17 protein-coding genes and 1 tRNA gene are annotated in these 21,348 nt (G+C 40.0%); 7 read left to right on the forward strand and 11 right to left on the reverse strand.

Translation table 11 applies throughout. From position 1 onward, the window contains the following. Positions 1–34 precede the first annotated feature (34 nt). From VCM39_RS04545 to VCM39_RS04555, 3 genes are all read left to right on the forward strand, one after another. Positions 35–796, forward strand: coding sequence for a class I SAM-dependent methyltransferase (locus VCM39_RS04545; protein ID WP_289294102.1), 762 nt, complete (start codon positions 35–37; stop codon positions 794–796). 92 nt (positions 797–888) lie between these two features. Continuing rightward, the gene (locus VCM39_RS04550; RefSeq protein WP_322933156.1) at positions 889–1,311 is read left to right on the forward strand and encodes a hypothetical protein; all 423 of its coding nucleotides are present in this window, start codon (positions 889–891) and stop codon (positions 1,309–1,311) included. A gap of 85 nt (positions 1,312–1,396) precedes the next feature. Next, entirely contained in the window at positions 1,397–1,711 is a 315-nt protein-coding gene (locus VCM39_RS04555; RefSeq protein WP_323673996.1) for a DNA alkylation repair protein, read from the forward strand. A 15-nt stretch (positions 1,712–1,726) separates the two neighbouring features. On the opposite strand, the gene VCM39_RS04560 is transcribed toward VCM39_RS04555, so the two are convergent. Then, positions 1,727–2,245 (reverse strand): methylated-DNA--[protein]-cysteine S-methyltransferase, encoded by a 519-nt coding sequence (locus VCM39_RS04560; protein WP_322933155.1) that lies wholly within the window; start codon positions 2,243–2,245, stop codon positions 1,727–1,729. 208 nt (positions 2,246–2,453) lie between these two features. Further along, a complete protein-coding gene (locus VCM39_RS04565; protein ID WP_322933154.1) occupies positions 2,454–3,617 on the reverse strand; it encodes a DUF1343 domain-containing protein in 1,164 nt (387 codons plus the stop codon). A 74-nt stretch (positions 3,618–3,691) separates the two neighbouring features. Between VCM39_RS04565 and VCM39_RS04570 the strand changes: the two genes are divergently transcribed. Together VCM39_RS04570 and VCM39_RS04575 are read left to right on the forward strand one after the other, a co-directional pair. Further along, complete coding sequence (locus tag VCM39_RS04570; protein ID WP_322933153.1) at positions 3,692–4,228, forward strand: HD domain-containing protein; 537 nt, start codon at positions 3,692–3,694, stop codon at positions 4,226–4,228. A gap of 88 nt (positions 4,229–4,316) precedes the next feature. After that, positions 4,317–7,028, forward strand: coding sequence for a putative LPS assembly protein LptD (locus tag VCM39_RS04575; RefSeq protein ID WP_289294086.1), 2,712 nt, complete (start codon positions 4,317–4,319; stop codon positions 7,026–7,028). Positions 7,029–7,136: 108 nt separating this feature from the next. Here VCM39_RS04575 and VCM39_RS04580 read toward each other — a convergent pair whose 3' ends face one another. The 6 genes from VCM39_RS04580 to asnA form a co-directional block, all read right to left on the reverse strand. Then, positions 7,137–9,521, reverse strand: a complete 2,385-nt coding sequence (locus tag VCM39_RS04580) for a T9SS-dependent choice-of-anchor J family protein (protein ID WP_322933152.1) — start codon at positions 9,519–9,521, stop codon at positions 7,137–7,139. A gap of 33 nt (positions 9,522–9,554) precedes the next feature. After that, the gene (locus tag VCM39_RS04585) at positions 9,555–10,421 is read right to left on the reverse strand and encodes a hypothetical protein (RefSeq protein WP_221649535.1); all 867 of its coding nucleotides are present in this window, start codon (positions 10,419–10,421) and stop codon (positions 9,555–9,557) included. Between the two features lie 25 nt (positions 10,422–10,446). Then, on the reverse strand, positions 10,447–11,943 hold the full coding sequence (locus VCM39_RS04590) for a RagB/SusD family nutrient uptake outer membrane protein (protein ID WP_322933151.1): 1,497 nt from the start codon (positions 11,941–11,943) through the stop codon (positions 10,447–10,449). 14 nt (positions 11,944–11,957) lie between these two features. After that, a complete protein-coding gene (locus tag VCM39_RS04595; protein ID WP_322933150.1) occupies positions 11,958–14,951 on the reverse strand; it encodes a TonB-dependent receptor in 2,994 nt (997 codons plus the stop codon). 408 nt (positions 14,952–15,359) lie between these two features. Then, a complete protein-coding gene (locus VCM39_RS04600) occupies positions 15,360–16,022 on the reverse strand; it encodes a uracil-DNA glycosylase (RefSeq protein WP_221649538.1) in 663 nt (220 codons plus the stop codon). 14 nt (positions 16,023–16,036) lie between these two features. Further along, positions 16,037–17,074, reverse strand: a complete 1,038-nt coding sequence (gene asnA / locus VCM39_RS04605) for an aspartate--ammonia ligase (protein WP_007486978.1) — start codon at positions 17,072–17,074, stop codon at positions 16,037–16,039. 219 nt (positions 17,075–17,293) lie between these two features. Between asnA and VCM39_RS04610 the strand changes: the two genes are divergently transcribed. Beyond that, positions 17,294–17,365, forward strand: a tRNA-Arg gene (locus VCM39_RS04610). Positions 17,366–17,443: 78 nt separating this feature from the next. On the opposite strand, the gene VCM39_RS04615 is transcribed toward VCM39_RS04610, so the two are convergent. Then, a complete protein-coding gene (locus tag VCM39_RS04615) occupies positions 17,444–18,166 on the reverse strand; it encodes an HAD family hydrolase (protein WP_289294094.1) in 723 nt (240 codons plus the stop codon). A 102-nt stretch (positions 18,167–18,268) separates the two neighbouring features. Between VCM39_RS04615 and VCM39_RS04620 the strand changes: the two genes are divergently transcribed. Continuing rightward, positions 18,269–18,745: a DUF5035 family protein gene (locus VCM39_RS04620; RefSeq protein ID WP_025866719.1), complete on the forward strand. Its 477-nt coding sequence runs from the start codon at positions 18,269–18,271 to the stop codon at positions 18,743–18,745. Between the two features lie 71 nt (positions 18,746–18,816). On the opposite strand, the gene VCM39_RS04625 is transcribed toward VCM39_RS04620, so the two are convergent. Next, positions 18,817–20,154, reverse strand: a complete 1,338-nt coding sequence (locus VCM39_RS04625; protein WP_195350742.1) for a glucose-6-phosphate isomerase — start codon at positions 20,152–20,154, stop codon at positions 18,817–18,819. A 144-nt stretch (positions 20,155–20,298) separates the two neighbouring features. After that, on the reverse strand, positions 20,299–21,294 hold the full coding sequence (locus tag VCM39_RS04630; protein ID WP_002562504.1) for an NAD(P)H-dependent glycerol-3-phosphate dehydrogenase: 996 nt from the start codon (positions 21,292–21,294) through the stop codon (positions 20,299–20,301). Positions 21,295–21,348 lie beyond the last annotated feature (54 nt).

Consider the following 21,348-nt stretch of genomic DNA (forward strand, 5'->3'; position numbering starts at 1 on the left):
ATGATAATTAATAGTTTATAATATGGGAGATAAGATGAATACTGATTATAAGGTAGGTGATTTGATTTATGACGCAAATATTTATGATGGATTAAACACCTTCCTGTCTGATTTGCAATTTTACAAAAAGTGGTTGCCGAAAAATAAGGATGCTAGGATACTTGAACTTTGCTGTGGTACAGGCAGACTTACGCTTCCAATTGCAAAGGAAGGATACAATATTTGTGGGGTTGATTACACTTCATCCATGCTTGAACAGGCAAAGGTAAAAGCTTCTGAAGCAGGATTAGAGATTAATTTCATTGAAGCAGATATTAGAACATTAAACTTGCAGGAAAAGTTTGATTTTATTTTTATCCCATTCAATTCAATCCATCATTTATATAGAAATGAAGATTTATTTAAGACGTTAAAGAGGGTTGAGAATCATCTCAAAGAAGGGAGCTTATTTTTGCTTGATTGCTTTAACCCTAATATTCAATATATTGTTGAAGGCGAAAAAGAACAAAAAGTAGTTGCTGAATATACAACTAGCGATGGAAGAGAAGTATTGATAAAACAAATAATGCATTATGAAAGCGCAACCCAAATAAATCGTATCGAATGGCATTATTTTATAAATGGTGAGTTTCATTCAATCCAAAATATGGATATGAGATTGTTTTTTCCTCAAGAATTAGATTCATATCTGGAATGTGCTGGATTTAATGTTCTTCACAAGTTTGGCGGTTTTGAAGAAGAAGCATTTAAGGATAATTCGGAAAAACAGATATACGTTTTATCATTTAATAAATGACTTTACCAATTTTAGGTGTATCTTGGAACAGTATTTAAAAGTTTATTCATCAATCGGTTAATTCAAACCGATGAAAATCTAAAAAAATCAGAATGGCAGAAATTAAAAGGAAAGGAGCAAGATCTATCAAAGATATTCCTGAAGATGTATTGAATCAACTGAATCATGGCGAAATAGAATCGGCCAACTTGGTGGAGTATCTTGGGGTAGATCGGATGAAATTGCTCGAGAACCTGTTAGGCCAATGCTGCAGGGGGAAATATGTACAACCGATTTTGAATCAGATAGATAAGCTGGAAAAACGAACTCCAAAAACAGTTTATGAAATAATTGCAACAGGGATTTTTGAACAGATAAAGGTTCATAATGACAGCGAACTTTTATATATTATTTCAACGCATCAATCGGATATAGTTAGATGCTGGGCAACTTACATTATAGGAAAAAACACAGAATTGGGTATTGGGCAAATGCTTCAGGAAATAAAGACCATTTGCTACAGACAGACATTTTAATGTTAGAGAGTGTGCTTGGGCTGATGTGAGGAAAAGTATTATACGAAATCTATCTGAAAGCATTGCGATATTGTCTACATGGGCAATGGATAGTGATGAAAACATAAGACGGTTTGCAAGTGAAGCAACCAGGCCACGAGGTGTTTGGTGTGAACATATTGAGGTTTTGAAACAAAATCCTAAATTAGGATTATCTATATTAGAACCATTAAAATCCGATAAATCCAAGTATGTTCAGAACAGCGTTGGGAATTGGTTGAACGATGCAAGCAAGACACAACCTGAATTTGTGAGAGAACTTTGTAAACGATGGGAGAAAGAAAGCGACACGATAGAAACAAAATATATCATTAAAAGGGCATTAAGGACGATTGATAAATCGTTATCCAAGCTTTCTTAGTTTTTTGTTATTCTCTTACAGTAGGTGTTTTATGTCTGCTTCTAATTCTAATAATATCTTTTTGGCTGCTAGCCCACCACCATATCCGGTTAATTTGTGATTGCTGCCAATAACACGGTGGCAAGGGACAAATATGGAAATGGGATTTGCACCATTGGCTGCTGCTACTGCACGGATGGCCTTAGGATTGTTTAATCTTTGCGATAGTTTTGCGTAAGATATGGTTGTTCCGTAAGGAATATTAAGTAATTCATTCCATACGGCTTTTTGAAAGTCTGTTCCGATAAAGGCTAATGGAATATCAAATGCAGTTCTTTTTCGAGAGAAATATTCATCTAATTGCGCCATTGCTTCCGTTATTATTTCAGAATTTCCTATTTCATATTTAGCATGTAGTGTGTTCTGTAGTCGTTTGTCAATTACTGCTCTACGTTCCTCATTCATCCAATCGCACATGCAGAGCTTCTCTTCAAAAGATCCAAGTATTAACTTCCCGCATATGGATTGATAGTATTGTATTTGAATTGTTTCCATATTGCTATGTGTCTATAATTGTTGTTTATTAATTGTTTGATGGGAGGGAGTATATGCTGTCCTTTAAGGTTTCGCTTTGTTTCATTAAGTTGAGAATTTTGTTTCAACCTATTGAGAAAGATTTCTCAATACGGTGAGAATTTAGTTTCAATGCGTTGAGAATATTTTCTCAAAGGATTGAAACAAGATGAAACATTCGTGTTCCGAATCAATATAGTAGATACTTTTCCCGCATTTCTTTGTACTTTTGCAGTTCCGTCTTCCATCCTGCCCGTATTTCTGTTTCACTTTTTCCTGCTAAAATCTCTTTACGTACAGTATCTGTACCCATTAGAAGATCGAACCAGCGTGCCCGGTCGAAGAATGCGCTCCCGGCATTTGATTTCCAGTAAAAGCGCAGGAAGTAACGTAGAGTGAATCCATCTATATTGGCAACTCTTCTTAAATCTTCTCCATAACACAGTTGGTCTTTGTGCATGGGATTCTTGTCAAAACCGGGTAGTGAATGCGGAGTGAATGTAAAGTCACCATACTTTTTATCCGGTGCACCGAGCACCTGAAATGGGAAGGTTGTACCCCGCCCCACACTGATACGGGTTGCTTCAAACGGACAGAGAGAAGCGTATAACCGTATAGCCTGATCATTGGGCAGATTAGGCGAGGGCTTAATGGGAAGAGAATAAGGTTGGCCGTGTTCCCAGCCCGTCATGGGAATGACTGTCAACCGGCAAGCGTCCGGGGTTTTATTTATCCACCCTTCACCATTTATCATGAGAGCCAGTTCGCCAATGGTACAACCGTGGAGTATAGGGATAGGCAATATACCTACAAAACTACGGAAAGCAGGACGAAGAATGGGGCCATCTATATAGTCGCAAGGATTGGGCCGATCAAGTACAATCATCTCTTTCCCATTCTCAGCGCAAGCCTCCATTACATAAAACATTGTACTGATATAGGTATAGAATCGTGCTCCTACATCTTGTATGTCGAATATAATAATATCTATATCCTGCAATTGTTGCATGGTAGGCTTTTTATTATTCCCATAGAGTGAGATGAGGGGAGTTCCTGTCCGACTGTCTTTTCCGTCTTTTATCGTTTCACCTGCGTCAGCATTGCCACGGAAGCCGTGTTCCGGGGCGAACACTTTCACTACATTAATGTTTAGTTGTAAAAGGGTATCGAGCAGGTAGGTTTGTTCTTCACCAACAATGGAGGTGTGGTTAACTACCATTCCTACCCGTTTCCCTTTCAACAGTGGCAGGTATTCTTCGGTACGTTCTGCTCCGGTAACGAGAGTGCCTTCTGCAAAGAGGGTGCTAATGCCGATAAACAGGCTGGTGAGAATGAAGATTATTTTTCGGTGCATCTCGGTATTTTTTAGTAATATTGCACAAAAATATCTATTTGTATTGATTATTACAAGTTATAATAGGTGAAGTTATGAATCCGATTGATATAATTGATAAATACTATCCGCAGGATAATGAATTGAAACATATTTTATTAGTACACAGCCAGTTGGTGGCCGACAAAGCACTGTGGATAGCTGCGCGGCATCCGGAGTTAAATCTTGATGAAACATTTCTTTATGAAGCAGGCATGCTTCATGATCTTGGTATTTTTCTGACGGATGCTGCTCCTATTTATTGTTTTGGAACAGAACCTTACATCTGCCATGGTTATCTGGGAGCGGATTTAATGCGTAAAGAAGGTTTTCCGTTACATGCTTTGGTATGTGAAAGGCATACGGGTGCCGGGCTTTCATTGAAGGAAATTATTCGTCAACAGCTTCCGATTCCTCATCGCGAAATGCTTCCTGTGAGTATGGAAGAACAGGTAATATGTTTTGCGGATAAATTCTACTCAAAGACTCATCTTGACAGAGAAAAAACGGTAGAAGGTGCCCGGAAAAGTATTGCGAAGTATGGAGAGGAGGGACTGTGCCGTTTCAATCGCTGGTGTGAGCTATTCTTGTAGCACTAAAAAATAATTAAAAAGAGAGATTCCGATGTATAATTGATGAAGATTGTGTACTTTTGCCCCTTCAAGCGTAAACTATTAGTTAATGACGCCATTGAAAGCAAATACATTAATATCATTTATACTACTGTTTGTCTTACTGGTGCTTCCTGATGAGGCCATGTCTCAACGTCGCCGAAACAGGGGAGTAGAAGGAGGTGTAGAGACATTTAACCCTCCGGCAGCTCTGAATGCAGATTCTTTGACGACTGACTCGGTAAGAACAGATTCTGTTGTTGCTAAACCCATTAAGAAACAACCGCTGGATGCTCCGGTGATCTATTCGGCAAACGATTCCATTGTTTTTGAAGAAGGAGGATATGCTCACCTTTACGGAGATGGAAAAGTGAACTATCAGAAGGTAGAGCTGGGAGCACAAATTATCACTATGAATATGGATAGTAGTACGGTGTATGCTCGTGGTGTGAAAGATTCACTGGGAGTAGAAACCGGAAAACCTGTTTTTAAAGACGGTGATACTTCTTATGACACCGAGGCTATCCGCTACAATTTTAAGAGTAAAAAAGGATATATTAATAACGTTGTCAGTCAGCAAGGTGAAGGATATGTAACCGGTAATAATGCGAAAAAAGGTGCTGATGATGAGCTGTTTATGCAGAATGGTAGGTATACTACCTGTGATCATCATGATCATCCTCACTTTTATCTTCAACTAACAAAAGCTAAAGTCCGTCCGAAAAAGAATGTGGTAACGGGGCCCGCTTATCTGGTGGTGGAAGATGTACCGTTACCATTGGCTGTACCCTTTTTCTTCTTTCCCTTTTCCAGCAGTTATTCTTCCGGGTTTATTATGCCTACTGTTCTTGATGATTCTGCCCGTGGATTTGGTCTATCGGATGGAGGATATTACTTTGCTATCAGTGATTTGATGGATTTGAAAGTAACAGGTGATATCTTTACGAAAGGTTCGTGGAGGCTGGGGCTGGAGACGAATTACAACATGCGTTATAAGTTTTCCGGTTCTTTGATGGCCGATTATCAAGTGACGAAGACGGGAGATAAGAATATGCCGGACTATTCGGTATCAAAAGACTTTAAGATTGTATGGAGTCATCGGCAGGATCCTAAAGCAAACCCCAATGCTACTTTTTCGGCAAGTGTAAACTTCTCAACCAGTAGTTACGAACGTACCAATATCGGTAACTTGTATAATTCGCAGTTATTGACACAGAATACCAAAACATCAAGCGTCAGTTACTCACGCACTTTTCCGGATATCGGTCTGACACTTTCGGGTACTGCCAATATAGCGCAAACAATGAAGGATTCTTCTATTGCGGTAACATTACCTGACCTTAACATTTCATTGACCCGCCGTTTTCCGTTCAAGAGGAAAAAAGCAACAGGTGCAGAGCGTTGGTATGAAAAGATTTCATTTCAATATACCGGTCGTTTGACAAATTCTATTACAACTAAAGATGATCGGTTGTTTAAATCAAATCTGGTAAAGGATTGGAAAAATGCTATGCAGCACACCATACCAGTAAGTGCTACATTTACTCTTTTCAAATATTTCAATCTGACCCCGTCATTCAATTACACAGAACGCTGGTATACCCATAAGACTGATAATTATTATGATGAGGAAAAGCGTCAATGGGTGGCTACCGATACTATTTATGGATTTAATCGCGTGTCCAATTATAATTTCTCTTTGGGATTGAGTACGAAACTTTATGGTATGTATAAGCCTCTTTTTATGAAGAAGAAAGAGATACAGATTCGTCATGTTGTTACTCCGCAGGTGAGTGTGAGCGGTGCGCCGGGTTTTGGGAAGTATTGGCAGGAACATGAAGATGCCAATGGAAACATGTCGTATTTTTCTCCTTATACCAGTCAGCAGTTCGGTACAGCGCCACGTGAGAAACAGGGGACAGTGACTTTTGATTTGTCGAACAATATAGAAATGAAGTTTAAGGACCGGAATGACTCTATTAAAAAGATAAGTCTGATTGATGAATTAGGAGGTTATATTTCTTATAATATGGCTGCTGAGAAGAGACCGTGGAGTGACCTTACTTTGCGTCTACGCTTAAAACTGACGAAGAACTATACTTTCAATCTGAATTCTACGTTTGCTACATATGCCTATACGTTTGATAAAGAGGGCAGGGTTGTGACTGGTGATCGTACAGAATGGTCTTACGGACGTTTCGGACGTTTCTCCGGTTGGGGATCTTCATTTAATTATACCTTCAATAATGAAACTTGGAAGAAATGGTTTGGGCCTAAAGACGACAAGGATCAGAAGGATAAAGACAAGGATCAGAATGGGGAAGACAGCGAAGATATGGATGCCGGAAATGATACCGGAACCACAAAAAAAGTGGAGAAGGCACAGGCGGACGCTGATGGTTATCAGGTGTTCAAGATGCCATGGTCTTTGAGTGTGAACTATTCATTTAATATTCGTGAAGATCAGAGTAAGCCTATTAATGTGCATTCAATGCGTTATCCGTTTACTTATACGCACAATATTAATGCTTCCGGTAATATCAAGCTTTCAAATAACTGGCAGGTGTCTTTTAATACCGGTTACGATTTTCAGGCGAAAGAAGTAACTCAGACGTCAATGACTATTTCCCGTGACTTACACTGTTTCAATATGTCAGCAAGTCTCTCTCCTTTTGGACGTTGGAAATACTATAACTTTAAGATCAGTGCTAATGCAAGTATCTTGCAGGATTTAAAGTGGGAGCAAAGAAGTCAGACGCAGAGTAATATACAGTGGTATTAAAAAACTCCCTCTGCTTTTAAGTATATATTCCATAGAACTTTAAAGAAATAAAAAAGCCAACTAGTTCGATGACTAGTTGGCTTTGATCTTTTTATTTATAGAATATTTCTATTTTACAATCAGTTTTACTGTTTCTGTTTTTGCATCGGTAGCAATTACAACCAGATAAGTTCCTGAACTAAGTGTACTGATATTCATACTCTGTTCAGATGTTTCATTACCTGTAGCAGTAAGTACAGTTTGTCCGAGTAGATTATGGATCGTAATATTTTTAATCTGGTTTCCATTGGTCTTGATGTTGACCAGCTCGCTTGCAGGGTTTGGATAAAGTGATAATTCTGCTTTCACAGTAGTATCATTTTTAATACCAGTAGGAGCATTCTTGCCAAAGTTTGGACGGATATAAGGAGCACCATAACCAGGTAGTTCACTCATGAATCCATTTTTGGATGCTGCAATTAATCCATCTTTTGATTGGTCACATACTAATCCCATGTTCACTGCACTTTCTTGTTTTACCTCAAACATATATTTACCGGGAGCAAGATTTGTTTCAGGGAGTTTGTAAACGATTTCTTCTCCACCTTTACCCCTGAGTACAGATTTAGTAACCATCGTTGCTCCTATCTCTGAGTTATTATTAGTGTTTATTTTATATACGTTCAGGGTGATTTTATCGTTGGCTTGTTCTTCTTTAAGCATGAAACCAAGGCTGAGTGAGGTTAATACGTCCTCTTTCAGTATAGTGAATGCTGCACCAAATGCAACGGGACCGCTACCACTACCTACACCAAATTTGAAATCGGTTGGGTTATCCCAGGCATAAATAGAATCGGTTACAATCGTTGTAAGCTGAGCTGTATTGTTTACAAGGTCATCATCCTGAGCAATGCTAGCTTCGACAGAGAAAGCAGGTACTTGCTCTTTACTGCTTACTATATTATCCAGATTGAAATTGAAGGTTTCCTTCTTCGTTTCTCCTACAGCCAGGGTCGGGATGGTGGTAGTTGCTAAAACATCATCATAAGCTTTCACGTTCAGTTTGATGTTGTTTTCAACCTGTTGTCCATAGTTTGCAACAGTTACTTCAAACTTCTGTGCTGTATTTTTGATGTGGAATTGAGGAATCATTCTTGGGTATTTCTCTTCGCTGGTGATTGATTCTACCTTAATATCATGTTCCAAAATCTTACTTACGCTGATGCTGAATATCTCAAGATAAGATAATTCGGTTGCGTTGAAGCTGATACCGTAGTTACCTTCTTCGGTTACAGTAAATGTTATATCTTTCTTAACTGTAGTATAATTAGTAAATTCTTTGAATTTCCCTAATTCGCTCCAGTTAGCCATATCACTTCCACTCTTTCCAAATGTAATGTTAAACAGGTCATATTTTATACCTCCGATAAGCAGTTCGCTTCCTGCACTGTAATTGAAGCTGAGACGATAGTTACCCGGTTCCATATGAATACATCTGGATAATAAAGAAGAAGGTACTTCTGCTTTATAAGCTCCGGACTTATAAATCCAACCATTAGGGGTTATAGGATTCCAGTTTAGCAGATCAATGGCTTTCTCGAAGTTAGATTCAAACGGTAATAGGGCAGGTGACAGATTGATAACACGACCAGCCACCGTATCATTGGTAAAATTCGTTTGCCCTGCACACTGAGCTACTACTTTTATATTGTATCCTTGATCTACAGATGAAAAATCAACAGGTGTGGTAAAAGTAACATCCAATGAAGCATCTACAGCTATTATGTCGGTAAATTCTTGTGTTACTTTGATATCTTCATCTTCCAGTTCATAATATAGGCTGAAACCGTTGATAGGTCCTGTTCCTAAGTTTTTGACAGTTACTTTGATAGGGCTACTTCCCAATGTACAATCGGAAGGAGGAAGTATCAGATTTTCCAAAGCAATGTCCGGAACTCCATTAAAACTACCTTCATCAATAGCTATATTATCTATATAGATACTTCCTTTATTCTTTTCTGATATAGCGTGAAAAGAGAAGTAATAGTCTCCGGCTTCTGCTACTTCAAAGTCGTTGATACTGGCAACCCATTCTTTGGATTTTTTGTCTATCAAAGACGCTATGACCGTCATTGTGGAAACGTCACTTGATTTTCCATAGAGTACTTCAAATCTTTCCGGATAATTAGTTGACGATGATGTGCGATAGTAAAAAGAGATACAATTAGCTCCGGCCTTCAGGGTAACAGGATTTTTTGTAGTGAGATAATCATCTGCTGCATTCTTGCTGTTATACTGATACCTTGCTATTCCTATTCCGCCATCAGCGTCGGGGTTACTGTCTCTGTCATTCAGCCAGGTTGATTTGTCATTATTATTATCAAGTACCACCCAATTATTGGTGAAATTCTCTTCAGCTGCAAAGTCTTCATAGAAGAGGTGCTTTGCCGGCTCTTCGGCCATTGCTACCAGTGCTGTTGATTGCAATGCCAACAAAAGTAATAATCTTTTCATAAGCGCATGTTTTTTTAATTGTGAGTAATCTATTTATTGTTTAATGAACTTTAATGGAACCGATTTTCCATTGTCATCAGTGTAACTGCCTACAAGACCTAACCAGCTGTTTAAAGCCGGAATTTCTAAACCGAGAGCATGACCAACTTCGAAGCTGATTACCTTGTCTTTGTAAATACCTGTTATAGGGTCGGAGGTTTTAACCCACATACCACCTGATATCTGTTTGTGAGTGAGTTCGACTCTGTTATCACTATACATTCCTACAGGTTGGCTGGCTATAATAGTCAATTTATACTCTCCTTCATTTTCTGTTTCTTCTACATCTGCGATAGCAGCTCCACCATGTCCAAAGTCTAAATATATCTGTTGGAAGGTATTGTCTACAGAAGTAAGAGTACATGCATAGCCCGTTACTCCGGTTGGAGTCGGAAGCTGGCTTTTTCCTTCCATCGAGTATTTTCCTTCTATAGGACTGTTTTCTACTATATTAATTTTGCACGTATTTATTGAACCGGCAGTTGCCCCTTCTACATCTGCAATTGCTATTGAAAAAGAACGGTTCTGCACTATCTGCTCATTGGCTATTGAAAGAAGGGTTTCAACATTTACTGACTCTGTTCGCATCGGAATGGATAGGTGGTCTTCCGTTATGAGGATCGCTTTTTCACTTTCAAAGCCACTATTGTTTTCTTTCAGGATAACGTGTACTTTTATGAGTCCGTTACGCTCTCCTTTTACTACGATGGGCAGATTAAGGATGGAGGTAAGCTCTTTTACCTCAATTTCAGCCGATTGAAATTCAACAGTAGCTTCTTTGGTATTAAAATCTTCATCACTACTACAAGCAATCATAGTAAATGATAAGAGGAATATGGTTAGTAATTTGAAATAATTCATAACAGTTTCATTTTATGTGTTGAGATTAGTAACCTGGGTTTTGTTGGTTCTTAATTTGAGGATTAGCATCTATCTCCGCTTTAGGGATAGGCCATACCCAACGTATGTTATCAGTTTTTACATTTATATCTAAAGCCAGTTCATAGGATAGTTGTACTGATTGAGGTGTTTGACGTCTGAACTCTTCACCGTATCGTTTTAAATCAACAAGACGGAATCCTTCGCCGAATAACTCACGTTCGCGTTCGGCACGGATTAGATTTCTGAGGGTCAATCCTGTCACCGGTGCATATTGGATGGAGGCATCACGAGCTGACATTAACTCAAATAATATATCATATGCCATTGATTCGTCACCCGCTTCTCCTCTCAGGTAATAGGCCTCGGCTGTGATAAGATATTGTTCAGCAATACGGAAAATTTTGGGTTTATTCACATAGTTATTAACCCCTTCATACATTTCCGGATTTCCGGGATATTTAGTGAAGACTATTAATCTCTGTTTTTGATTTGTTGAGAAAGCTATCTCTTTGAAAGCAAAATAACAGTTGATGCGTATATCTTTCTCTCTGAACGAGTTGATGATATCTTTAGAAGGGAGGAATACCGGTTTGTCGTTGATATCGTCCAGGAAGTAGTTTCCAATAGTAGGAGCCAATTCTTGTTTAGAACAGAATAGTTGGCAGATTACTTCCGTAGTAATATCATTTTTCCACATCTCTTTGAGTTTCGCTTCATTATTGATGAGTGGATACCGTGCACTTTTAAGTAAGCTTTCGGAGCTTTCAATGGCGGTGTCGTAGTCTTTGGTTAGTAAGGCTATTCGTGCTTCGAATGCGCTTAGGGCATCTACTGTCAGGTATTCCGATGATTGCGCTCCTTTAGCACTTAGGTTTTCTTTGGCCAACCTGATATCTTCTTTGATAAAGTCATAGGTTGCAGCTAAAGTAGCACGTGAAGGATATTTAGTGTTATCGGATGTTGGAGCATATTCGTCTACCAAGGGGATACCATATTGGTTTCCTGCAGTAGTCGGGTCATAAACTGCACAGAATTTTTCAGCTAACTGAGAGTAAGCAATAGCACGGATCAGATATGCTTCTCCGAGATAGTTTTTTATTATTGGTTGCTCACTTACCTCAAATATATCTTCCTCCTGAAGTTTTTCTATGCTTTTAATGAGTAAATTACATTGGGCAATAGTGACGTAGCAATTACTCCATACAGTAGAAAAAGCACTTTCTGAGGCGTTTGCTTCCCAACGGTAGATGGCTCCGAGTTGATTGCCAAAGTAAGAGAGCGGAATAAAGCCATCCGCTTGTATTTCAGATGCCAGTGCATTGACTGAAACTCCGATGATCCGCAAGTCGCGGTACATCCCTGTGCGCAATTTCTGGCAATCAGCAAATGACTTGGCAGCACTATCTAAAGGGATCTTGTCATAAGGATACTTGTCCATATCACAGGATACCAGTGTTAGTGTTAAGATAGAGGTTAATATAATTGACTTTAATGTTTTCATATATTTGTAGTTCTTTAAAATTTAACTTCCAGTCCTATTGTGTATTGCCTTGAGTTGGGATAGTCTCCTAATGCCAGGTTCGAATCAATTTCCGGATCTATACCAGAGAATTGGGTGAATGTGAGTAGATTACGTCCGGTAGCAAATACTCTGACTCCTTCTATGATTTTGGTTTTCTTCAATATGTTTTTGGGTAATTCATAAGCTATAGTCAGGTTTTTTAAACGGACAAACGCTGCATTCTCTAAAAAGTAATTGGTACGAAGTAAATTCTCGCTTGCAGTGCCATAGCGCGGTACATCAGTGATGTCACCAGGTTTTTGCCACATGCTGAGCATGCGTTTATTCATGTTAACCATATTTGAATTGGTTGGATTTTCTGTAAAGAAGCGATCGTTGTTAATGAGGTATCTTTCACCTATCCATGAAAAATCTATCATCATGGTTATTCCTTTCCAGCCCAAAGATGTTCCGAAACCACCACTGCAAGGAGCAAACATTTTCTTTCCGGTAAATTGCATGTTGTCCATGGTGAATGTCTTGGTTTTATTACCATTTAAGTCGTAGTACATGAGCGAACCGTCTCTGGGATCTACTCCGGCACATAACACCGAGTAATACTCATTGGGATCATGCCCTACCTGATATTTCAAACCATATTGTGGAAATGCCAGTTCGTCCAGCCCATTGAACAGAGATTCAATTTTGGTTTTATTATAGTTGAAATTGGCATATACGCTCCATCTGAAGTTGTTGGTGTTCAAAAGGTCAAGATTCATATTCAGGTCAACTCCGGTATTCAAGAGAGTACCTACATTTCCCATACCGGTGGAATGTCCGGTAGTGAGTGAGAAGGGTACGTCCATTAGCATATCAACAGTTTTCTTTCGATAGTATTCAATACTGAAATCCAAACGATCGAATACCCGGGTAGATATACCTGTTGAAAAGTTTTTCAAAGTTTCCCATGTCAAATCGGAGTTGCCAACTGTACCAATTACCCAGCCACTTTGATTATTATAGTTATATTTACCACTACCAGCTACCATACCTAAGGAAGCATAGTTTCCGATTTCTGAATTTCCAGTGGTTCCATAACTGACTTTTAGCCGTAAATCATTCAACCATTTTGTGTCCTTAAGGAAAGCTTCGTTTTTGATATTATACATGGCTCCAACAGAGAAGAAAGAAGCCCAACGATGATCTTTGCTGAAACGTGAAGAGCCATCTCTACGGAATGAAGCATCCAGATAGTATCTTTCGTCATAGTTATATTCTCCACGGAAAAAATAGGAATTGAATACGTACTCGGAACGTGCACCGTCAACTTTTGCCGATGAAGCCGAAATGGCGGATAATTGAGTCAGTCGTTTGTCCTCAATACCTTTGCCTGAAGCAGAGAAACCATCTGCATTGTGTATGATTGATTCTTGTCCCGCTAGTAACGTCACGAAATGTTTCTTTGCAAATGTATGTTTATATTCAACTGTGTTGGTGAAAGTCCAGTTGCTTGCTCTTTGAAACTGCTCAGAGACATTTCCGTTGAATTCATTATCTTCCCAAGGGTAGTTTACTCCTCTGTATTTATATATATATCCTTCAAAAGCCTGTGCTCCTTTTATGGTCAGTCCTTTTAGTGGAGTTAGTTCAATGAATGTGTTTAGGTTACCTAAAATTCGTTCATTCTTGATAGATGAATTCCGGAAAATCATCATTGGGTTAGTATATCCTGTTCCCGGTAAATATAGTAAATCTTCTCCGCGTGACCATGTTCCATTTTCGTTCTCTATGATTTCATAAGGAAAATCGATAGGGCGGCCTGTACGTGCCAATATAAGTGGTGAATTAACCCAGGCGCCTTCATTGTTGTCTCTGATACCCAGAGTGGTTGCGTAATCCTGATAGGAAATGGCGGAGTTTACTCCAAACTTTAACCAGTCTTTTAATTTAGTATTGAGATTAACCCTGAAGTTCTCGCGAGTCATGCCCGATTGGAATGAGGTGCCTTCCTGATCAAAATGACCTGCACTTACATAATAATTTGTAGAACCTGAAGCACCGCTTATGTTCGCATCTATAGAATAGGTTGGAGTGTTATCTCTCAATACATAGTCGGCCCAATCCATACTTAAACCATATTTTTCTATCTTGGCTTTATCAGCCTGAAACTGTGCATTATTAGCCAGAGAAGGGTCACACATTAATTTGAACTGAATAAATTCCTGTGCATTCATCATGTCCTTTTTGAAATCTGGTAATTGGGAGATTCCGTATTGTCCGCGAATCGTAATATTTGCCTTTTCACTCATTTTCCCTTTTTTGGTTGTAATATAGACAACTCCATTGGCTGCACGTGCACCGTAGATAGAGGTTGAAGAGGCGTCTTTCAATACTGTTACATTTTCTATATCATTTGGATTGAGAGAAGTGAAAACGTCATTTGAAACCGGTGCACCGTCTAATATATATAAAGGTGAAGTTCCTGCATTGAGGGAGGTGTATCCACGTACTCGCATCGAAGAAGTGGCTGTAGGTTCTCCCGAAGAAGTGAATACCTGCATACCAGCAACTTGTCCCTGGAGTGCATCTGCAAAATTCATAGTTGGTTTTGCTTCTAATACTTTGTTATTAACCGTAGAAACTGAACCTACTACCGAACCTAATTTTTTGCCCGTACCATATCCGATTACTACAACCTCATCAACCAATTGTGAATCCGATTTTAGGATAACTTTCATGTTGGGTTTGATTTCACCTTCGTATGTTGCCAGACCGATGAATGATATTCGTATTTTATGTGCAGCGCTTGGAATGTTTGATAAAGTGAAGTTGCCATCTATGTCAGTAATGGTCCCCATATCAGTACCAATAATTGAAACGGAGGCACCAACGACCGGTAAATTATCCTCTTCAGAGATTACTACGCCCGTTACTTTGGAGGTTTGCGCTATTATTATGTTTGTGCCGACCAGCAAACATGTTAATAATAACATTAATTTTTTAATCATAAGTTTCTTGAGGTTTAATTTTGTATATTATGCCATTTCTGAATGCAAATATATTAATAAATATGAAACTAACAATTTTGTTTATAAAGAAACATTGTAATAATAACAAATGGTTATTAAAACATCTTTATAATATGTTCTAAAGCATCGGTAAAGCTATCTTTTGTGTGATAGTGTAGTGTTAAATAGTCTAAAACGTCAATTCTTGAGTGTATATTTATGCATTATTGCTTGTTCTGTACGGCCTGATTAGAGGAGAGAGGTAGAAAAAGAGAGGCTATATCAGTTAACGGATTGAGAACGGAAGTTATGGTTCTCAGGAAAGTAAAAATTGAGAGTTGAAGATTGCTGTGCTATTATGCTGTATGGCAATTTTCAACTCTCAACTTATAATTTTAGACAAAGTCGTCACCAAACGATTTCTGTTTCTCCGTATGTCTTTAAGTATTCATTAGCTCTACTGAAATGCTTGTTTCCGAAGAAACCATTGTAGGCAGATAGGGGTGAGGGATGTGCAGAACTGAGCACGAGGTGTTTATTACGGTCAATGAACGCCCCTTTGCGTTGTGCATAACCTCCCCAAAGAATAAAAACAAGATGTTCCCGCTCTTCGGCTAATGCACGAATAGCAGCGTCCGTAAATTCTTCCCAGCCACGTCGTTGATGTGAACCGGCTTGATGGGCACGTACAGTCAGGGTGGCATTGAGTAGTAGCACTCCTTGTTCGGCCCATCGTGTTAGATTTCCGGTAGTAGGAGCGTCGGTACCGATATCTGCTTTTATCTCTTTAAAGATATTGATCAATGATGGCGGGAAGGGTACTCCGTCGTTCACAGAGAAACAAAGGCCATGTGCCTGTCCGGGACCGTGATAAGGATCTTGTCCGATAATAACTACTTTTACTTTGTCGAACGGACAGAGATTAAAAGCATTAAAAATCAACTTTCCCGGAGGGTAGATGGCGTATTGACTGTATTCACTTTTCACGAATTCTGTCAGTGTACGGAAATAGTCTTTTTCAAATTCGGGTTGGAGGTGAGCTTTCCAACTCTCTTCTATTTGTACATTCATAGTATGAGATGCTTTTATATAAGGTGTATGTCAAATGCTTCACATTCTTTTCTCATGTCTTCGGGCCAGATACTTGCTTGGATTTCTCCGATATGAGCTTTGCGGAGGTAGAACATGCACAGGCGTGATTGACCGATACCACCACCGATAGACAGGGGTAAAGTGTCGTCCAGCAGGCGTTTATGGAAATAGAGTTCGAGGCGTTGCTCTTGTTTTTCTTCTTTTACCTGACGTAGCAAAGCTTCTTTGTCAACGCGGATACCCATAGAGGATAATTCTATAGAACGTTGTAAAACATCGTCCCATAACATAAGATCCCCGTTTAACCCCGGTAAGTCATTGAGTCCTTTTGTGGTATAATCATCATAGTCGGGTGCGCGTCCGTCATGCTTCTTCCCGTCACCAAGTTTGCAACCGATACCGATGATAAATACAGCACCGTACTTCTGGCAGATAGCATGCTCACGGCATTTAGGTTCCAGAGTGGGATATAGCTGGCGGAGTTCTTCTGCATGAATGAAGTGTAACTTTTGCGGCAGGCAAGGTTTTATTTGCGGATACATTTCGTATACCATATATTCGGTGCGGATCATTGCGGCGTATATGCGATTTACGATTTCCTTGAGAAATTCCACGTTACGCTCTTCTGCTGTCATGACGCGTTCCCAGTCCCATTGATCTACATATAATGAGTGCAGGTTGCCTAATTCTTCATCTGAACGTATGGCGTTCATATCTGTATAGATACCATATCCGGGTTCAATATGATAGTCGGCAAGTGTTAACCTTTTCCATTTGGCAAGTGAGTGTACAACTTCGGCCTGTGCATCTTCCAGATCCTTGATAGGGAAGGATACCGGGCGTTCCACCCCGTTCAGGTCATCGTTGATTCCCATCCCTTTGAGTACGAAGAGAGGAGCGGTGACACGACGCAAGCGCAGTTCTGACGATAGATTCATCTGGAAGAACTCTTTTATCTGTTTGATGCCAAGTTCCGTCTGCTTCAGGTCAAGAAGAGGTTTGTAATTTTGAGGTTTTATAAGATAACTCATAGGTTTATTATATGTTAATTGTCGACAAAGATAGGAATAATATCTATAATATGTATTGCTTTTCGTCTAAAAGAATGTCAATATGATAAAGATTTCCTTGATGTCGGTTTCAAAATAACACATTTTCGGAGGCGGGGATAGAAAGAAGAATGAAAAAATGTCTGAAAGATTAGGAAGATAAGAAGTTTTTATCTATTTTTGTCGTCGCAAATGCAACCCGGCTCTGTAGTTCAACGAATAGAATGTAGGTTTCCGGTACCTAAGATAAGGGTTTGATTCCCTTCGGGGCTACTTTAAGGCTGTGCTTTTTAATAAGCACAGCCTTTTATTTTTATGTATGAAGTAAATGTTCTACTATTGTTCTACGGTTCATTTGCGCTTTTCATCTGCTTTTTTATTTCCTTGTAAGCTGTTGGTAAAGGTGGCCCATCCGTCACAAAGAGCTTGCATGGAAGGATACAGAGCATTTGCACCGGCATCCAGTAATACTTTGTTATCCAGCGGGCCTGTATTGACTGCTATTGTGAAGATACCGGCTGCTACCCCTGCCTGTACGCCGAGTGGAGCATTTTCTATGACTATTGCTTCGTTGGCATTGAAACCACCTTTTTCGAGAGCCATCAGGTAGGGCTCAGGATGTGGTTTGCCGTGTTTTACGTCGAAAGCTGTCACCATCAATTCCGGGTGGAATGTGTTGGGGAAATTGTGTTCCAAGCGGTCCAGTAGTGATCGCTGTCCAGAACCGGTAACTACCATAGGAATTAATCCGGCTTCTTTTATTTTTTGCAATAACTCCCAGGCTCCCGGCATCGGTTCGGGTTCGGGGAATTTGTTGAACTCTTCACTCTTTTCGTGATAAATGTTTTCTATTTCGTCCGGAGTGGCTTCCCGACCCAGTTGACGCTGGCTGACAATGTTGATTGTTCCGGCTCCGGTACGACCTTCGTGCAGATAGGCTTCTTCGCGACTGAGATTGAACCCGTGGGCTTGCATTACTTTATGCCAGGCTTCTGCATGATAGGGCATGGAATTAAACAGAACGCCGTCCATATCGAATAGTACGGCTTTTAAGTGTATTTCTTTCTGAGACATATCTTTGATACCTATTGAATTTTTGTGCTACAAAGTTACGCTTTTTTTGCATATTCGGATATATTATGTATTTTTGTGGCATAATCAAGAGAACTACATAACATGAAAAAGCTACTTCTTGTATCATTATTATTACCGCTGTTAGTTTCGTGTTCTGGCTCGGCAGAGAGCCCTGTTATTGAAATAACGGGGTTTTTCATTGGAGATGATACGAAGGATTATAGTAAAGATATGGCTTCGATGCCTTCTTTGAAAGTAGGCGATGAAATGACTGTTTCATTGAGACTGGATGGAAACGGAGAGGATCTGAATACGTTTATAGTGAAGGAAGCAGCAGAACAGCTTGGTATAAAAGGGTTTGATTTACCGGGTGGAGTTTCTTCCGAATCGGATTTGTCGAAGCCGGAGAATGGTGTTATTACGTTTAAAGATGGGATACAGTATACCGAACTAAAGGTAGAGGTATGTGTAAAGACAGTGGCCGATGCGGATGCCATATTGGCTTTCTACCTGTCTTCGAAAGCTGAATGTGAAAGTGCTCAGGAAAAGATAGAATTGAAAACGGAAACGAAAAAGTAATCTTTGAACTGTATATAAATAGAAAGGGCGGAACTTTTAAAGTTCCGCCCTTCTGATTTATAGCCTTTTATTTATAACTTTGCTCGTATCGCTTTTGATTCTTCTTCGTATCCGGGTTTATTCAACAACGCAAACATGTTCTTTTTGTATGCTTCTACGCCCGGTTGATTGAATGGGTTCACACCCAGCAGATATCCGCTGATGCCACAAGCTTTTTCAAAGAAGTAGAACAGTCCGCCGATGTTATATTCACTCAATTCGGGAAGAACAATGCGCATATTGGGTACACCACCGTCTACGTGAGCCAATTGAGTACCAAGTTCGGCCATTTTGTTCACTTCGTCTACGCGTTTGCCTGCCAGGAAGTTCAATCCATCCAGGTTAGCTTCGTCCGAAGGTACTTCCAGTTTGTGGTTTACTTTATCTACAGAGATAACGGTTTCAAAGATGGTACGTTCGCCTTCTTGGATCCATTGTCCCATCGAGTGAAGGTCGGTAGAAAAATCTACGGCAGCCGGGAAGATACCTTTGTTTTCTTTTCCTTCTGATTCTCCGTAAAGCTGTTTCCACCATTCGCCAATGTAATGCAATTTGGGGTTGAAGTTTACGAGTATTTCGATCTTTTTACCGTTCTTATACAGTTCGTTGCGGGTGGCAGCGTAGAGAGCAGCAGGATTCTCTGCAAAGGGTACGTTCAGCGCGCAAGCCTTTTCCATATCGGCAGCACCGGCTACCAGTTTTTCAATGTCAAATCCGGCCACTGCGATAGGTAGCAACCCTACTGGAGTCAGTACGGAGAAACGTCCGCCTACATTGTCGGGGATGATAAATGATTTGTATCCTTCTTTGTCGGCAGTGATGCGTGCTGCACCTTTCTGAGCATCTGTAACGGCTACAATCACTTTCTTTGCCATCTCTTTGCCACGCTGGTCTTCGCACTGTTTTTTCAAAAGGCGGAAGGCAAGGGCGGTTTCAGTAGTGGTACCTGATTTGGAGATATTGATAACACCGAATTTTTTGTCTTTCAGGAATTCGGTAAGTTCATACAGATAGTCTTCGCCGATATTGTGTCCGGCGTAGATGATAACCGGTGCGGTTTTCTTGTCCTGTAACCATGTGAAGCTGTTTGACAATGCCTCGATAACTGCGCGGGCTCCGAGATAGCTGCCACCGATACCGGCTACGATCACTACTTCGCAATTGTCACGCAATACCTGTGCGGTAGCTTTCAGATCGGCCAGATGTTCCGGGCTGATAGAAGAAGGCAAGTGCAGCCATCCCAGAAAATCATTTCCTTTACCGGTACCGTTTTCCAGTGTTTCTTGTGCGGCTTTTACCTGAGCTTCGTAGGCAGAAACCTTTTCTTTAGAGATAAATCCCAAAGTCTTTTCAATGTTCAAACTAATCATAATGTATATGTTTTAAATATTCTTTTAGTAGTGATTTAGTAGTAAGTAGTTAAGTAGTAAGTAGGAGATGGTTTTACTTGCCAACAAGTAGCAAGTACTATCTTCTACTTACTACTTGACTACTTACTACTAAGCTACTTCTTTTCACCTAAATGAATCTGTCAGCAACTTGATCTCGATCATTGGTGATATACGTTCGTACAGAATGTTGTAGACTGCATCGAGTATCGGCATATTCACATGGTGGTGTTTATTGATCTCTTTGATACATTTCGTACCGTAATATCCTTCTGCTATCATCTCCATCTCTATCTGTGCGCTCTTCACCGAATATCCTTTGCCGATCATGGTACCAAACGTACGATTACGGCTAAAATTAGAGTATCCCGTTACCAACAAATCCCCTAGATAAACAGATTCGTCTACGTTTCTGTTCAATGGATGTACGGTGTCGAGAAATCGTCTCATTTCCTGTATGGCATTGGAGATAAGCACAGCCTGGAAGTTATCGCCGTATTTTAATCCGCTGCAAATGCCGGCGGCAATGGCATATACGTTCTTTAGTACGGAACTGTATTCGATACCTGATACGTCGTCGCTAATGGAAGTCTTTATAAAATTACTTCCCAGCCTGCGGGCGAAGATGCGGGCTTTATCCGTGTCCGGACAGGCAATGGTCAGATAGGAAAGACGTTCCAAAGCTACTTCTTCGGCGTGGCAGGGACCTGCCAACACTGCTATGTTCTCGGGAGGAACGCCGTATTCTTTCGTGAAGTATTCCGATACGATGAGATTGTCGTCGGGCACAATTCCTTTGATAGCGGTAATAATGAACTTGTCTCTTATGCGTGTTTTCAGCTTTTTGAGATGAGTCTTCAAATAAGGGGAGGGGGTGACGAAGACGAGTGTATCCGATTCCTTCACGATGTCATTGATGTTTGAACTGAAATTAATGCGTTTCATGTCAAACTTCACACCAGTGAGGTAAGCCGGATTGTGTCCAAGTCGTTTAAAGTCGGCTATACGATCGTCACGGCGCATATACCAATTGATAGAGTCCTCTTGTGCAAGGAACATCTTGGCTATGGCTGTGGCCCAGCTTCCGCCTCCCATTATCGCTATCTTACCGGGTAGTTTCATATTGTAGAAATTAAAGATTGAAGATTAAAAATTAAAGGGAGGAGGCGAGAGATG

Origin of the sequence: Bacteroides mucinivorans (assembly GCF_034654355.2) — a bacterium.
GTDB lineage: Bacteria > Bacteroidota > Bacteroidia > Bacteroidales > Bacteroidaceae > Bacteroides > Bacteroides nordii.

What these genes read in the sequence shown, in the direction of transcription:
- VCM39_RS04560 (WP_322933155.1), bottom strand. Translation starts at nt 2,245, where the DNA reads ATGGAAACAATTCAAATACAATACTATCAATCCATATGCGGGAAGTTA.
- asnA (WP_007486978.1), bottom strand. Translation starts at nt 17,074, where the DNA reads ATGAGTTATCTTATAAAACCTCAAAATTACAAACCTCTTCTTGACCTG.
- VCM39_RS04585 (WP_221649535.1), bottom strand. Translation starts at nt 10,421, where the DNA reads ATGAATTATTTCAAATTACTAACCATATTCCTCTTATCATTTACTATG.
- VCM39_RS04545 (WP_289294102.1), top strand. Translation starts at nt 35, where the DNA reads ATGAATACTGATTATAAGGTAGGTGATTTGATTTATGACGCAAATATT.
- VCM39_RS04580 (WP_322933152.1), bottom strand. Translation starts at nt 9,521, where the DNA reads ATGAAAAGATTATTACTTTTGTTGGCATTGCAATCAACAGCACTGGTA.
- VCM39_RS04565 (WP_322933154.1), bottom strand. Translation starts at nt 3,617, where the DNA reads ATGCACCGAAAAATAATCTTCATTCTCACCAGCCTGTTTATCGGCATT.
- VCM39_RS04595 (WP_322933150.1), bottom strand. Translation starts at nt 14,951, where the DNA reads ATGATTAAAAAATTAATGTTATTATTAACATGTTTGCTGGTCGGCACA.
- VCM39_RS04550 (WP_322933156.1), top strand. Translation starts at nt 889, where the DNA reads ATGGCAGAAATTAAAAGGAAAGGAGCAAGATCTATCAAAGATATTCCT.
- VCM39_RS04630 (WP_002562504.1), bottom strand. Translation starts at nt 21,294, where the DNA reads ATGAAACTACCCGGTAAGATAGCGATAATGGGAGGCGGAAGCTGGGCC.
- VCM39_RS04615 (WP_289294094.1), bottom strand. Translation starts at nt 18,166, where the DNA reads ATGTCTCAGAAAGAAATACACTTAAAAGCCGTACTATTCGATATGGAC.
- VCM39_RS04625 (WP_195350742.1), bottom strand. Translation starts at nt 20,154, where the DNA reads ATGATTAGTTTGAACATTGAAAAGACTTTGGGATTTATCTCTAAAGAA.
- VCM39_RS04575 (WP_289294086.1), top strand. Translation starts at nt 4,317, where the DNA reads ATGACGCCATTGAAAGCAAATACATTAATATCATTTATACTACTGTTT.
- VCM39_RS04620 (WP_025866719.1), top strand. Translation starts at nt 18,269, where the DNA reads ATGAAAAAGCTACTTCTTGTATCATTATTATTACCGCTGTTAGTTTCG.
- VCM39_RS04570 (WP_322933153.1), top strand. Translation starts at nt 3,692, where the DNA reads ATGAATCCGATTGATATAATTGATAAATACTATCCGCAGGATAATGAA.
- VCM39_RS04600 (WP_221649538.1), bottom strand. Translation starts at nt 16,022, where the DNA reads ATGAATGTACAAATAGAAGAGAGTTGGAAAGCTCACCTCCAACCCGAA.
- VCM39_RS04555 (WP_323673996.1), top strand. Translation starts at nt 1,397, where the DNA reads ATGGATAGTGATGAAAACATAAGACGGTTTGCAAGTGAAGCAACCAGG.
- VCM39_RS04590 (WP_322933151.1), bottom strand. Translation starts at nt 11,943, where the DNA reads ATGAAAACATTAAAGTCAATTATATTAACCTCTATCTTAACACTAACA.